The following is a 13,406-nucleotide window of genomic DNA, read 5'->3' on the forward strand; positions in this document are numbered from 1 at the left end:
CGTCAGTACGATACCGACGGCGCGAGCAGGCGGAACTCGAAAGCGAACCAGGCAGCGCCGGCCAGCGCGAGCAGCACCAGCACGCTGCCCAGGACCCGGGCCCAGCCATGCCGGTTCCGGACGGCGGAGACCACCTGCAGGGCCGCCGGGACCAGGCCGAGCACACCGATCGCCTGCACCACCTGGAGCTGTCGCAGCGAGGCGACCGGGACGTCCTGGAGGCTCATGACGGTCAGGACGGTGATGGTCCAGCCCGCCAGGGCGAGCACGGTGCTGACTGCCGCGACCTTGGTCAGGATCCGGACGCCCCGCCCCGTGCGCTCCGGGCGCAGGTGCACGGTGCCCTCGGGAAACGAGCGGCGCCGCACGCGGCGCACGATCGCGCCGACCGGCCAGGCGACGGCGGTCACGATCAGGATGAGCGCGGACACGCCGAGTACCGGGAGCGCCACGCCCGGGGCGCGTTCCGGCTGTGCGGGCAGCATGGTGAAGGCGCCCTCGATCCCGATCGCCTCGACGGCGCCGTCGGCGACGCGCGCCGCGATGACGCGCTGGCCGCCGACCTCACGCCAGACCCACGGCTCGATCTCCTCGTACAGGGCAGGCGAGTCGCTGAGGGGGCCCGGCGTGATCAGCAGCCGGCCGTCCTCCCGCGCGGTGATCTGCGTGGTGCTGAAGGCGTCCATCGAGGCCAGGAAGGTGCTCTGCATGCCGCGCGCGGAGACGTAGCTGCCCTCGGCGACGGCGGCGTGGTCCTGGGCCGTGGCGTCGTCGACGGTGCCGGGCGCCGTGGCGGACTCCTCGGGGAAGTAGCGGTCCGTGAAGCCGTGCAGCACCGCGTCGCGCAGCTCCAGCGTGGCGAGCCCGCTGCTGCCCGTGCTGTTGAACGAGACGAAGATGCCCGTGCGCTCCTCGGGGTAGATCTGCAGGTGGGAGTGGAAGTAGTTGGTGTCGCCGCCGTGGCCGAGGATCCGGTGGCCGTTGCGGCTCTCGTCGAAGAACCCGAGCGTCATCCGGGGCCCTGCCGCCAGGTTGCCCAGCGCGCCCTCGTCGAGCGCCGGGTCGTGCATCAGGTCGAGCGTCCCGGGCTCCAGGATCGAGCCCGTGCCGGGCTCGCCGAGCTGGGCCAGCATGAAGCGCGCCATGTCCGGCGCGGAGGCGGTCAGCGCCCCCGCGGGCGGCGTCCCGACGATCTCGAACGGTCCGGGGGCGTCGGCCGACGTCGGGTATCCCTGGGACATCCGGTCGTGTAGCGCGCCGGGCAGCGGCTGCTCGAAGGTCGACGACGTCATGCCGGCGGGCGTGAGGATGTTGCGCTGCACGTACTCCTCGAACGGCACGCCGCTCACGTGCTCCACGATGTAGCCGACCAGCGAGTTGCCGTAGTTCGAGTAGGCCGGGACGGTGCCCGGCTCGTAGACCTGCTCCGGTGGCTCCTCCGCCAGCTCGTCACGGAGGACCGGCGACTCGTCGCCGGAGCCGATGAGACCGCCGAGCCGCTCCTCGAAGCCCGCGGTGTGCGTGAGCAGGTGCCGGAGCGTGATGGGCTGGTCGAACCTTCGCGGGACGTCGAAGTCGAGGTACTCCGCGATGTCGGTGTCCAGGTCGACGTCGCCGCTCTCCACGAGCTGCATGACGGCGGTGGCGGTGAACAGCTTGGACACGGAACCCGGGCGGAACAGCGTGCTCTCGGGATCGACCGGCACCGGCTCGCCGCCCGCGGTGCCCGTGTCGGCGTTGCCGTAGCCGCGGGTCGTGACCACCTTGCCGTCGTCGACCACGGTGACGACGCCGCCCGCGATGCCCGCGCTCTCCAGGGCGTTCGGCAGCAGGCCGTCGAGCCAGGCGTCGACGTCGGCCCGCTCCAGGGTGTGCTCGCCCGCGGGGGCCGAGATCGGCGGGGGCGGCGTCGGTTCTACGGCGGTGGCGGCGGTCGCGGCGCTCGCCGGCGCGGCGGCGACCAGGCTGACCGCCAGGATTCCCAGGGCGGCGAGCGCCGCGGCGCCGCGGCGTCGGCCGTGCGAACCGTGGGCTCTGCCGGGGCGGTGCGTGGCGCCGTCTGAACGCATGGTGGTTGTGTGGTCGTGGGACGGGAACATCGTCGCGCTCCTCGCGCTCGGCAGGTGTTCGGGCTGGTCCGGAGCCTTTCCTCCGGACGACCCAAGCCTGTCGAGATGCCTGTTTCGGCACATCGCCCGCGAGCATGCACTCGATCTACGACCTTTGGTGGAGGTGGGCGCGCCCGTTTGCTACGTTGGCAGGCATAAGGAGCTAACCTGGCTTTTGACCCTTACTAGGAGGAGGCTGACCATGACGACACGGACCGAGGCCCGGACGTGGAGGCCCGATCAGCGCATCCGGGTGTCCGGCGGCGAGGTCGCGGCGGGCGTTTTCGGCGAGGGCCCACCCGTCGTCCTGGTGCACGGCACGCCGGCCTGGTCCTACCTCTGGCGCGGGGTCGTCCCGCTGCTGGCGCGCGAGCACACGGTCCACGTGTGGGACCTCCTGGGCTTCGGCGACTCGCGCCTCGCTCCCGACGCCGAACCCACGATCGCCCGCCAGGCCCGCACGCTGGCCGAGCTCACCGAGTACTGGGGCCTGGACACGCCCAGCCTGGTCGGGCACGACATCGGCGGCGGGATCGTGACCCGGGCGCACCTGGTCGAGGGGGTGCCGGTGCGCCGGCTCGCCCTGATGGACGCCGCGGTGCTGGGCCCCTGGAACACACCCTTCACCGAGCACCAGCAGCGACACGCGGACGTCTACCGCACCATGCCCGCCGACATCTTCGGCGACCTGATCGCGGCGCGGTTCCGCACGGCCACCCATCGCCCGATGTCGCCGGAGGTCGCGGCCGCCTACCTGGCACCGTGGGCCGGCCACGCGGGGCAGCAGCGCTGGATCGACCAGGTGAGCGCCGTCAGCTTCGAGGACACGCGCGAGGTGATGGACCGCTTGGACGAGATCACCGCTCCGACCCTGGTGCTCTGGGGCGACCAGGACCAGTGGCTCGACCTCACGACCGCCGACCGCCTCGCCGCCGCGATTCCCAGCGCCGTCCGGAAGAACGTCCCGGCGGCGGGGCACTTCGCCGCCGAGGACAACCCGCGCGCCGTGGCCGAGGCGCTGCTGCGCTTCCTGGCCTGACCGTGAGCGGGGGCGCCGACGGCGGCAAGAATGACCATGCACCTGCTGCCAGGCGGAGGCCGGTTCTGGCAGCAGGTGCATGGTCAATTCCGACAGGATGCCGCAGGATGACGGCGTGATCACGCAGACCGTCGCCACCACCGATTACCACACCGCCGGGGAGCCGTTCCGGATCGTGGCCGAGTCTCCCGTGCCGCTGCCCGGCGACTCGGTCGCCGACCGCCGGGCCCGCGCCCTGGCGAGCCCGGCCGCCCAGGAGCTGCGGCGGACCCTGTGCTCCGAGCCGCGTGGCCACGCGGACATGTACGGCGGGTTCATCGTGCCGCCGGACGACGACGGCGCCCACCTGGGCGTGCTCTTCTGGCACAAGGACGGGTTCTCGACCGCCTGCGGGCACGGCACGATCGCCCTGGGTGCCTGGGCCGTCGACACCGGCCTGGTCCCGGCGCCCGACGACGGCGCGGCCGACGTCGTCGTCGACGTGCCCTCGGGGCGGGTCACCGCACGGGTGCACCGGGCCGGCGGGCGCACGGTCGGCGTCGACTTCGTGAACGTCCCCAGCTACGTGCTCGCCCGCGACCTGGCTGTGCCCACCTCGTGGGGCGTGGCCTCGGCGACCCTGGCCTACGGGGGCGCGATCTACGCGAGCGTGGACGCGACGAGCCTCGGCCTGTCCGTGGACCCGGCGAACTACGCGGAACTCATCGCGGTCGGCCGCGAGATCAAGCACACGCTCGACGACGAGGGTCTGGCCGTTCATCCCACTGACCCGCGCCTCAACGGGGTGTACGGCACGATCCTGCACGAGGAGCTGGGCTCCGGGGACGACTCGACCGTGCACCAGCGGAACGTGGCGGTGTTCGCCGACGGTCAGGTCGACCGGTCGCCGTGCGGCTCGGGCACGGCCGCCCGGCTGGCCGTACTGGCCGACGAGGGTCGGGTCGGCGTCGGCGGCACGACGCTCCTGCACGAATCGATAGTCGGTTCGACCTTCACCGGCGCCGTCGTCGGCACCACGCGGGTCGACGATCGTCCGGCGGTGATACCCCAGGTCACCGGAATGGCGTACCGCACGGGGGAACATCGGTTCGTGGTCGACGGCGCCGACCCCCTCGTGCCCGGGTTCGTGCTCCGGTGAGCGCGCCCCTCGTGCTGGGCGCCGCGGCGGTCACCGCCGCCTGCCCGCCCGCCGACGCCGTCGCCGCGATCCGAGCCGCCCTGCGCGACGGGCTGGACCCCTCGGTAGACCTCCCGCGCCAGGCCGTCCCGCTGGCGGCCGGCCAGTTCCTGCTCATGCCGTCGGACGGCGGCGGCGACCGGAGCCACGTCGGCATCAAGGTGGCCACGGTCGCGCCCGCCAACCCCGAGCGCGGCCTGCCCCGCATCCAGGGCTCCTATCTCCTGCTCGACGCCGCGACGCTGGGCGTCGTCGCCGTGCTGGACGGCATAGCGCTGACCACGCTCCGCACGCCCGCCGTCTCCGTCGCGGCCGTGCTGGACCGGCTCCTGACGGGGACGGCACCGCTACGCGTCGCCGTGTTGGGCTCCGGTCCCCAGGCACACGGCCACGTCGCCACGCTCGCCGGCGCCCTGGCGGGCCACCGCACGCCCGGCCCGGTGGCCCAGCTCGTCCGGGACCCGGGCCGGGCGGCCCCGATCGACGGCGCGCGCCTCGTGCAGCTCGGCGCCCCGGACTCGGACGACGCCCTGCGGGCCGCCGACGTCGTCGTCTGCGCGACCTCGGCGCGCGAGCCGCTGTTCGACGCCGGGCTGATCACGGACACAGCGACCGTGATCGCCGTCGGCTCGCACGAGCCCGACGCCCGGGAGCTGCCCGCGGACCTGCTCGCACGCGCAACTGTGGTCGTCGAGGACCCCGGCGCCGCCCTGCGCGAGGCCGGCGACGTCGTCCTCGCGATCGCGGACGGCGCATTGACCGCCGCGGACCTGGTGCCGATGCGCGACGTCGTCACCGGCGCCGTCCGCCCCGATCCGGCGCGGCCGCTGGTCTTCAAGAGCACGGGCATGTCCTGGGAGGACCTGGTCGTGGCCGAGGCAGTGCTGACCGGCGCGCGCTGACCCGGCAGCGCAGGTCACGGCCCGGTACCCAGCCGAAACACGAGGGCCCCGAGGGAAACACGAAAGTTACCGCCGAAGAACGGGAGTGACATCTCCGTCCACTTAGGTTCATTTGAACCTAAACGGTCGGCCCACCCCGGGCCGTCGGCCATGAAACGGAGCATCCCCCATGCGTCTTCGGTCCACGTCGCCCCACGGCGCGACGCGTCTGAGCACCGTCACGCTCGCCGCTCTCTGCGTCATCGCCCTGAGCGCCTGCGGGGCGCGGGTCGACGCCGGCAGCCCCGGCGCGTCCAGCTCCGCCGAGAGCTGCGTCGACACGTCAGGCGACACCGTCAAGATCGGCTTCCTCAACTCGCTGTCGGGCACGATGGCGATCTCGGAGCAGACCGTCCACGACTCCCTCCAGCTCGCCGCCCAGGAGATCAACGCTGACGGCGGCGTGCTCGGCAAGCAGCTCGAGATCGTCTCGGAGGACGGCCAGTCCGAGCCCACCGTGTTCGCCGAGAAGGCCGGCAAGCTCATCACCAGCGACTGCGTCGCGGCGGTGTTCGGCGGCTGGACGTCGGCGTCCCGTAAGGCGATGCTGCCGGTGTTCGAGGCCCAGGACTCCCTGCTGTTCTACCCGGTGCAGTACGAGGGTCTGGAGTCCTCCCCGAACATCTTCTACACGGGCGCCACGACCAACCAGCAGATCGTGCCCGCGCTCGACTACCTCGCTGAGCAGGGCACGAAGTCGCTGTTCCTGGTCGGCTCGGACTACGTCTTCCCGCGCACGGCGAACAAGATCATCAACGCGTACGCCGAGGCCCACGACATCGAGATCGTCGGCGAGGAGTACGCGCCGCTGGGCCACACCGACTTCTCGACGATCGTCAACAAGGTCAAGTCCGCCGACGCCGACGCCGTGTTCAACACCCTCAACGGCGACTCCAACGTCGCGTTCTTCAAGGAGTACAACAACGCCGGGATATCCGCCCACGACATGCCCGTCGTCTCCGTGTCGATCGCGGAGGAAGAGGTCGGTGGCATCGGCGTCGAGAACATCGAGGGCCAGCTCACCGCCTGGAACTACTACCAGACCGTGGACAGCCCCGCGAACAGCGCGTTCGTCGAGGCCTTCAAGGCCGAGTACGGCGAGGACCGCCCCACCTCCGACCCGATGGAGGCCGCCTACACCTCGCTGTACCTCTGGAAGGCGATGGTCGAGAAGGCCGAGTCGTTCGACGTCGACGACGTGACCGCCGCGGCGGACGGCGTCACCTTCGACGCCCCCGAGGGCGAGGTCGTCGTCAACGGCGACAACCACCACATCGCCAAGACCGCCCTCATCGGCAAGATCGGCGCGGACGGCCTGATCCACACCGAGTGGAGCTCGCAGGAGCCGATCGAGCCCGACCCGTTCCTCGAGGGCTACGACTGGGCCGACGGGCTGTCCTGACCAGGCCCCGGGAAGAAACGGGACCCGCATGGACATCATCGCCCAGCTCTTCGCCGGACTGAGCCTCGGCTCCGTCCTCCTCCTCGCCGCCCTCGGGCTCTCCCTGACCTTCGGCCAGATGGGCGTCATCAACATGGCCCACGGCGAGTTCATGATGGCCGGCGCCTACACCGCGTTCGTCGTCCAGGGTGTGATCGGCGACGCCGGGATCAGCCTGCTCGTCGCGCTCCCGCTGGGCTTCCTCGTGGGCGGCCTGCTCGGCCTGCTCCTGGAGGCCACGCTCATCCACCGCATGTACCGGCGTCCGCTGGACACGCTGCTCGTCACCTGGGGTGTCGCGCTCGTGCTCCAGCAGGTCGCGCGGGACGTGTTCGGCGCGCCCAACGTGGACGTCCGTGCACCCGCCTGGCTGTCGGGCGCCGTCGAGATCGGCGGGCTCGCGCTGCCCCGGACCCGCCTGTTCATCCTGGCGCTCGCGATCGTGTGCGTCGTCGCCCTGGCGCTCGCCCTGCGCGCCACGCCGCTCGGCCGGCGCATCCGCGCCGTCGTGCAGAACCGGGACCTGGCCGAGGCGTCCGGCATCTCGTCGCGGGGGACCGACCGGGTCACGTTCTTCGTCGGGTCGGGGCTGGCCGGCATCGCGGGCGTCGCGCTCACGCTGCTCGGCTCGATCGGGCCGACGCTCGGGACCAGCTACATCGTCGACGCGTTCCTCGTCGTCGTGGCCGGCGGTATCGGCCAGATCAAGGGCACGGTGATCGCGGCGACGGCGCTGGGCCTGATGCAGGCGTTCTTCGAGTACTCGACCACGGCGTCGGTCGCCAAGGTGCTCGTGTTCGTCGCGATCGTGGCCTTCCTGCAGCTACGCCCCCAGGGACTGGTCTCGGTCCGGACGAGGAGCCTCGCATGACCGTCCTCAACGCACTCGTACGGCCGGGCCGCACCCGCACTCTCGCGGCGTTCGGCCTCGCGGCGGCGCTCCTGCTGCTCGCGCCCGTGGTGCTCAGCCCGTTCCGCCTCGACCTGCTCGCCAAGTTCCTCTGCCTCGCGATGGTCGCGGTCGGGATCGGCCTGGCGTGGGGCCGCGGCGGGCTGCTCACCCTGGGCCAGGGGGTCTACTTCGGCCTCGGGGCCTACCTGATGGCCATGCACCTCAAGCTGGCCGACGCCGGCCCGGGCGGCGTCCCGGACTTCATGCTCCTGTACGGGACGGGACAGGTGCCGGGCTGGTGGGAGCCGCTGCGGTCACCGGTCTCGGCGATCCTGCTGATCCTGGTCGTACCTGCGGCGCTGGCCGCGCTCCTCGGGTGGGCAGTGTTCACCCGCCGCGTGCGGGGCGCGTACTTTGCGATCCTGTCCCAGGCGCTGGCCGCGGCTTTCGCCATCCTGCTCATCGGCCAGCAGCAGACGACAGGCGGGACCAACGGGCTCAACGGGTTCCGGGCGTTCTTCGGGTACGACCTGGCCGACCCGGTCAACAAGCAGATGCTCTACCTGATCGCTGCGGGCGTGCTGCTCGTGATGGTGGCCGTGGTGCGCCAGCTGACCGTCTCCCGGTTCGGGGAGCTGCTGGTCGCCGTCCGCGACCAGGAGGACCGCGTCCGGTTCCTCGGCTACGACCCCGCGGCCGTGAAGGTCGTCGCCTACGTCGTCGCCGCGGTGATGGCGGCGGTCGGCGGCGCGCTCTTCGTCCCGATCGTCGGGATCATCTCGCCGGCCGACGTCGGCGTGGTGCCCTCCATCGGCTTCCTCATCGGGGTGGCGATCGGCGGGCGCGCGACCCTGCTCGGCCCGGTGCTCGGGTCGATAGCGGTGAGCTGGGCGCAGACGTCGATCTCCGAGCAGTTCCCGTCGGGCTGGATCTACTTCCAGGGCGCCCTGTTCATCCTCGTCATCGCCTTCCTGCCCGGCGGTCTGGCGTCGGTCGCCGGCACGCTGCGGCGTCGTCCTGCCGTGGCGGGCCTTTCCGAGAGGAGCCCCGCATGAGCGACCTGTCACCGGCGGCCGCGCAGCCGGAGACCGAGATCGACCTGGCCGCGGCCGAGGCGCTGCTCGGGACGGACACGAGCCGGTTCCGGCACGACTACCTGGAGATACGCGGGCTGCGCGTCGAGTTCGACGGCTTCGTCGCCGTGCGCGACGTCGACCTCACGGTCACACAGGGCGACCTGCGGTTCCTCATCGGCCCGAACGGAGCGGGCAAGACGACGCTCATCGACGCCGTGACCGGCCTGGTCCGGGCCTCGGGCTCAGTCGCCTTCGGCCGGACCGAGCTGCTCGGGCGCAGCACGCACCGCATCGCGCGCGCCGGCGTCGGGCGGACGTTCCAGACCGCCAGCGTGTTCGACGAGCTGACGGTGCTGCAGAACCTCGACATCGCGGCCGGCGCGCGGCGTGGGCCGCTGACCCTGCTGCGGCGCCGGCCGGGCACGCCGGAGGCGGTCGAGCACGCGCTGGAGACGGTGGGCCTGACGGCGCTGCGTGACGTGCCCGCCGGGGTGCTCGCACACGGCCAGAAGCAGTGGCTGGAGATCGGGATGCTGCTCGTCCAGGACGCCCACCTGCTGCTGCTCGACGAGCCCGTCGCCGGCATGACGCAGGCCGAGCGCGAGGAGACCGGCCAGCTGCTGCGCCGCATCGGGTCGCAGCGGGTGGTGGTCGTCGTCGAGCACGACATGGAGTTCCTCCGGTCGTTCGCCGACTCCGTGACCGTGATGCACCAGGGGCGCGTGCTGGCGGAGGGCACGGTGCAGGAGGTGCAGAACGACCCGGCGGTCGTCGAGGTCTACCTCGGCGCCCCGGCCGCGGCGTCGGACGGCGCCGCGGCGGGCGCCACCGCGGGCGCCGTTACGAGCGAAGCCGCCACGAGCGAAGGAGAACTCCCGTGATGCTGGAGCTGACCGGCGTGACCTCGGGCTACGGCCGCACGACGGTGGTGCACGACGTCGACCTGACCGTGCCCGACGACGCGCTGACCGCCGTGCTGGGCCACAACGGCGCGGGCAAGACGACGCTGCTGCGGGCCGTGCTCGGGCTGCTGCCCGTGCGGGCCGGTACGGTCCGGCTCGCCGGCGACGACGTCACGGGGCTCGCGCCGCACCAGCGCGTGCGGCGCGGCATCGCGTACGTGCCGCAGGGGCAGCAGTCCTTCGGGCTGCTGAGCGCACGGGAGAACCTGCAGGTGGTCGCGGACGCCTACGGACGGGCCGGCCGGCGTCGGACCGACGAGGCGCTCGACCTCTTCCCCGCGCTCCGGGACCTGCTCGGGCGGCAGGCCGGGCTGCTGTCCGGCGGGCAGCGGCAGCAGCTCGCGATCGCCCGGGCGCTCGTGACGGGTCCGCGGCTGCTCGTCCTCGACGAGCCGGTCGAGGGCATCCAGCCCAACGTCGTGAGCGAGATCTACGCCGCGATCTCGGCCCTCACCTCGGCGGGCGGCCTGTCGGCGCTGCTCGTCGAGCAGCACATCGGCTACGCCGTCGAGCACGCCGCCGAGTTCGCGGTGCTGGCCTCGGGCCGCGTCGCCCACCGCGGCCAGGGCGGCCCGACCGCCGCCCTGGAAGCCCGCAAGGCACTCACCCTATGACCCCCCGTCATTGGTTGGAGGGGTCGTGCGGCTGACACCTGGCGATGTCGAGAAGCTGCTGCTGGCCACAGCCGGGATGGTCGCGCGCGACCGCCTGGCGCGCGGCGTGCGGCTCAACTACCCGGAGTCCGTGGCCCTGCTGTCCTGCTGGGTCATCGAACGGGCCCGCGACGGCGCCGACGTCGCGACGCTCATGGACGCCGGCCGCGAGGTCCTGGCCCGCGAGCAGGTCATGGACGGCGTCCCGGAGCTGCTCACCGACGTCCAGGTCGAGGCCACGTTCCCCGACGGTCGCAAGCTCGTCACCCTGCACCACCCGGTCCAGTAGGAGGCCCCATGTCAGCCCACACGTCCACGGGACCGGGTGCCGTCCGGGTCGCGCCCGGCCGCATCGAGATCAACGCCGACCGCGCCCCGCACGAGCGCTTGCGCCTGGTCGTCCTGAACACCGGCGACCGGCCGGTCCAGATCGGCTCCCACCTGCACCTGCCCGACGCCAACAGCGCCCTGGAGCTCGACCGAGAGGCCGCGCACGGGTTCCGGCTCGACGTGCCGTCGGGCACGTCGCAGCGGTTCGAGCCCGGCGCGAGCCGCGAGGTCGACGCGGTCGCGATCCGCGGCGCGCGGCGCGTCCCGGGCATCCAGCGCGGCAAGGCCGACGGCGGTGCGCTTGGTCTTGCCGCCGAGGCCCCCGGCCGGCCGCCGGCCCCGACGTCCGACGACGAGCGAGAGGAACGCTGATGGCGTGGGTGGACCGCGAGCGCTACGCCGCGCTGTACGGCCCGACGGTCGGCGACCAGGTGCGCCTCGGCGACACCGACCTGTGGATCGAGGTCACCGAGGACCGGACGGCCGGCGGCGAGGAGGCGGTGTTCGGCGGCGGAAAGTCGATCCGGGAGTCGATGGCGCAGTCGACCCGCACCCGCGCGCAGGGGGCGCTGGACACGGTGATCACCAACGCGATCGTCCTGGACTGGTGGGGCGTGGTCCGGGCCGACGTCGGGGTGCGTGACGGGCGCATCGTCGCCCTGGGCCGCTCCGGCAACCCGGACATCGCCGACGGCGTGCACCCCGGCCTGGTGATCGGGCCGTCGACCGACGTCATCTCCGGGGAGGGCCGGATCCTCACGGCCGGCGCCTTCGACGCGCACGTCCACCTGCTGTCGCCGTCGCAGCTGCACGAGGCGCTCGCCACGGGCATCACGACGGTCGCGGGCGGCGGCACCGGCCCGTCCGAGGGGTCCAAGGCGACGACGGTGACGGGCGCGGGGCATCTGCGGCACATCCTGCGAGCCCTGGACCCCGTGCCCGTCAACGTGCTGCTGCTCGGCAAGGGCAACACGGTGAGCGCCGACGCCCTGGCGGAGCAGGCTCTGGCCGGCGCGGGCGGTTACAAGATCCACGAGGACTGGGGCGCCACCCCGGCCGCACTGGACGCCGCGCTGCGCGGGGCCGAGGAGTGGGGACTGCAGGTCGCGCTGCACTCGGACTCGCTGAACGAGGCTGGGTTCGTGCAGTCGACGGTCGACGCCATCGGTGGCCGCTCCATCCACGCCTTCCACGTCGAGGGCGCGGGCGGCGGGCACGCGCCCGACATCCTGACGATCGCGGGCCTGCCGCACGTCATCCCCGGCTCGACCAACCCGACGCTCCCGCACACCGTGAACACCGTGGCCGAGCACCTCGACATGCTCATGGTGTGCCACCACCTGAGCCCCGCGGTGCCGGAGGACCTGGCGTTCGCCGAGTCCCGCATCCGCGCCACGACGATCGCGGCGGAGGACGTGCTGCACGACATGGGCGCGCTGTCGATCACCTCGTCCGACGCCCAGGCGATGGGCCGCATCGGCGAGGTGGTCACCCGCACGTGGCAGGTCGCGCACGTGATGAAGCACCGCCGCGGCGCGCTGGGCAGCTCGGAGCCGGCCGACAACGAGCGCGCCCGACGGTACGTCGCCAAGTACACGATCAACCCCGCGATCGGCCACGGCATCGACGCCCAGGTGGGTTCGGTGGAGGCCGGCAAGCTGGCCGACCTCGTCCTGTGGGACCCGCGGTTCTTCGGCGTCCGGCCCGATGTGGTGCTCAAGGGTGGCGTGATCGCGTGGGCCGCGCTCGGCGACCCGAACGCGTCCATTCCGACACCGCAGCCGGTGCTGCAGCGGCCGGCGTTCGGTGACGCGATTGCGAGCGACCTCTCGCTGGCGTTCGTGGCCCCGGCGGCGATCGAGGACGGGCTGGCGGACCGCCTCGGCCTGCGCCGCGAGCTGGCGGCCGTGGCCCCGACCCGCGACGTCGGGAAGGCGGACATGCGCAACAACGACGTCCTGCCCCGGATCGACATCCGGCCCGACACGTTCGAGATCCGGGTGGACGGCGACCTCGTCGAGCCGGCGCCCGCCGTCCGCCTGCCGCTCGCCCAGCTCTACTCGATGTTCTGACGGCCGCCGATGACCACACCCCACGCCCTCTCGGTGGCGATGCTGCTCGCCGACGCACGCCTGCCCAGCGGCGGGCACGCGCACTCGGCAAGCCTCGAGCCCGCACTGCTGGGCGGCATGCCGACGGCGTCGGTGCCCGCCTGGCTGGTCGGGCGGGCGACGACCGTGAGCCTGGTCGAGGCGGGCACCGCCGTGGTGACGGCGCGGCTGCTCGCGGAGGTGTCGGACGGCGGTTTCGGGCTCGCCGACGTCGTCCGGGCCTGGGCGGCACGGACGACGGCGCCCGCGCTGCGCGACGCCGCCCGCCTGCTCGGCCGCGGGTACCTGCGGCTCGCGCGCACCCTGTGGTCGGACGCCGCCGCGGTGCGGGCGCTCGTCGCGCACGACGCCGCCCACGGGCCGCTACCCCGAGCGATCGTCCTGGGGGCGATCGCCGCAGCGACCGGCCTGCCCGCCGCGGACACCGTGCGCCTCACCGTGTACGACGACGCCCAGACGGCGGCGTCGGCCCTGCTCAAGCTCGAACCGCTCGACCCGGTCACGCCCGCGCACTGGGTCCTCGAAGCCTGCGCCGCGGCGGAGCAGCACGTGCTCCGCGTCGCGGCGTGCACCACCCCGGAGGACATCCCGGCCTCCGGTTCCCCGCAGACCGAGGGCTGGGCGCAGGCCCACGCCCTCCTGAGCCAAAGGTTGTTCCGTGCCTGATTCCGCCCTT

13 protein-coding genes are annotated in these 13,406 nt (G+C 72.9%); 12 read left to right on the forward strand and 1 reads right to left on the reverse strand.

Annotated elements, in window-relative coordinates; all coding sequences use genetic code 11:
• Positions 1-2 precede the first annotated feature (2 nt).
• Positions 3-2,069 carry a serine hydrolase domain-containing protein gene (locus EW117_RS18925; RefSeq protein WP_242504384.1) on the reverse strand — a complete coding sequence of 689 codons (2,067 nt, stop codon included), beginning with the start codon at positions 2,067-2,069 and terminating at the stop codon, positions 3-5.
• Positions 2,070-2,310: 241 nt separating this feature from the next.
• Here EW117_RS18925 and EW117_RS18930 point away from each other — a divergent pair, with 241 nt between their 5' ends.
• From EW117_RS18930 to EW117_RS18985, 12 genes are all read left to right on the forward strand, one after another.
• The gene (locus EW117_RS18930; RefSeq protein WP_129788269.1) at positions 2,311-3,147 is read left to right on the forward strand and encodes an alpha/beta fold hydrolase; all 837 of its coding nucleotides are present in this window, start codon (positions 2,311-2,313) and stop codon (positions 3,145-3,147) included.
• Between the two features lie 115 nt (positions 3,148-3,262).
• Positions 3,263-4,285 carry a proline racemase family protein gene (locus EW117_RS18935; protein WP_242504385.1) on the forward strand — a complete coding sequence of 341 codons (1,023 nt, stop codon included), beginning with the start codon at positions 3,263-3,265 and terminating at the stop codon, positions 4,283-4,285.
• Entirely contained in the window at positions 4,282-5,226 is a 945-nt protein-coding gene (locus EW117_RS18940) for an ornithine cyclodeaminase family protein (RefSeq protein ID WP_129788271.1), read from the forward strand. The genes EW117_RS18935 and EW117_RS18940 overlap by 4 nt, the downstream gene beginning before the upstream one ends.
• Positions 5,227-5,395: 169 nt before the next feature.
• A complete protein-coding gene (urtA, locus tag EW117_RS18945; RefSeq protein WP_129788272.1) occupies positions 5,396-6,667 on the forward strand; it encodes an urea ABC transporter substrate-binding protein in 1,272 nt (423 codons plus the stop codon).
• Positions 6,668-6,695: 28 nt separating this feature from the next.
• A complete protein-coding gene (gene urtB / locus EW117_RS18950; RefSeq protein WP_129788273.1) occupies positions 6,696-7,577 on the forward strand; it encodes an urea ABC transporter permease subunit UrtB in 882 nt (293 codons plus the stop codon).
• On the forward strand, positions 7,574-8,653 hold the full coding sequence (gene urtC / locus EW117_RS18955) for an urea ABC transporter permease subunit UrtC (RefSeq protein ID WP_129788274.1): 1,080 nt from the start codon (positions 7,574-7,576) through the stop codon (positions 8,651-8,653). Before urtB ends, urtC begins: the two co-directional genes overlap by 4 nt.
• Positions 8,650-9,555 (forward strand): urea ABC transporter ATP-binding protein UrtD, encoded by a 906-nt coding sequence (gene urtD / locus EW117_RS18960; RefSeq protein ID WP_129788275.1) that lies wholly within the window; start codon positions 8,650-8,652, stop codon positions 9,553-9,555. The genes urtC and urtD overlap by 4 nt, the downstream gene beginning before the upstream one ends.
• Positions 9,555-10,250 carry an ATP-binding cassette domain-containing protein gene (locus EW117_RS18965; protein ID WP_129788387.1) on the forward strand — a complete coding sequence of 232 codons (696 nt, stop codon included), beginning with the start codon at positions 9,555-9,557 and terminating at the stop codon, positions 10,248-10,250. Before urtD ends, EW117_RS18965 begins: the two co-directional genes overlap by 1 nt.
• A gap of 25 nt (positions 10,251-10,275) precedes the next feature.
• Complete coding sequence (locus EW117_RS18970) at positions 10,276-10,578, forward strand: urease subunit gamma (RefSeq protein ID WP_129788276.1); 303 nt, start codon at positions 10,276-10,278, stop codon at positions 10,576-10,578.
• A gap of 8 nt (positions 10,579-10,586) precedes the next feature.
• Positions 10,587-10,991 (forward strand): urease subunit beta, encoded by a 405-nt coding sequence (ureB, locus tag EW117_RS18975; protein WP_129788277.1) that lies wholly within the window; start codon positions 10,587-10,589, stop codon positions 10,989-10,991.
• Positions 10,991-12,691 (forward strand): urease subunit alpha, encoded by a 1,701-nt coding sequence (locus tag EW117_RS18980; RefSeq protein WP_129788278.1) that lies wholly within the window; start codon positions 10,991-10,993, stop codon positions 12,689-12,691. The genes ureB and EW117_RS18980 overlap by 1 nt, the downstream gene beginning before the upstream one ends.
• Positions 12,692-12,700: 9 nt before the next feature.
• On the forward strand, positions 12,701-13,396 hold the full coding sequence (locus EW117_RS18985; protein ID WP_129788279.1) for an urease accessory protein UreF: 696 nt from the start codon (positions 12,701-12,703) through the stop codon (positions 13,394-13,396).
• Positions 13,397-13,406 lie beyond the last annotated feature (10 nt).

This window comes from Promicromonospora panici (assembly GCF_900608595.1).
Taxonomy (GTDB): domain Bacteria; phylum Actinomycetota; class Actinomycetes; order Actinomycetales; family Cellulomonadaceae; genus Promicromonospora; species Promicromonospora panici.

Coding starts and splice junctions, on each gene's coding strand:
- EW117_RS18985 (WP_129788279.1), top strand. CDS start 12,701: ATGACCACACCCCACGCCCTCTCGGTGGCGATGCTGCTCGCCGACGCA.
- urtB (WP_129788273.1), top strand. CDS start 6,696: ATGGACATCATCGCCCAGCTCTTCGCCGGACTGAGCCTCGGCTCCGTC.
- ureB (WP_129788277.1), top strand. CDS start 10,587: ATGTCAGCCCACACGTCCACGGGACCGGGTGCCGTCCGGGTCGCGCCC.
- EW117_RS18965 (WP_129788387.1), top strand. CDS start 9,555: ATGCTGGAGCTGACCGGCGTGACCTCGGGCTACGGCCGCACGACGGTG.
- urtC (WP_129788274.1), top strand. CDS start 7,574: ATGACCGTCCTCAACGCACTCGTACGGCCGGGCCGCACCCGCACTCTC.
- EW117_RS18925 (WP_242504384.1), bottom strand. CDS start 2,069: ATGCGTTCAGACGGCGCCACGCACCGCCCCGGCAGAGCCCACGGTTCG.
- EW117_RS18980 (WP_129788278.1), top strand. CDS start 10,991: ATGGCGTGGGTGGACCGCGAGCGCTACGCCGCGCTGTACGGCCCGACG.
- urtA (WP_129788272.1), top strand. CDS start 5,396: ATGCGTCTTCGGTCCACGTCGCCCCACGGCGCGACGCGTCTGAGCACC.
- EW117_RS18930 (WP_129788269.1), top strand. CDS start 2,311: ATGACGACACGGACCGAGGCCCGGACGTGGAGGCCCGATCAGCGCATC.
- urtD (WP_129788275.1), top strand. CDS start 8,650: ATGAGCGACCTGTCACCGGCGGCCGCGCAGCCGGAGACCGAGATCGAC.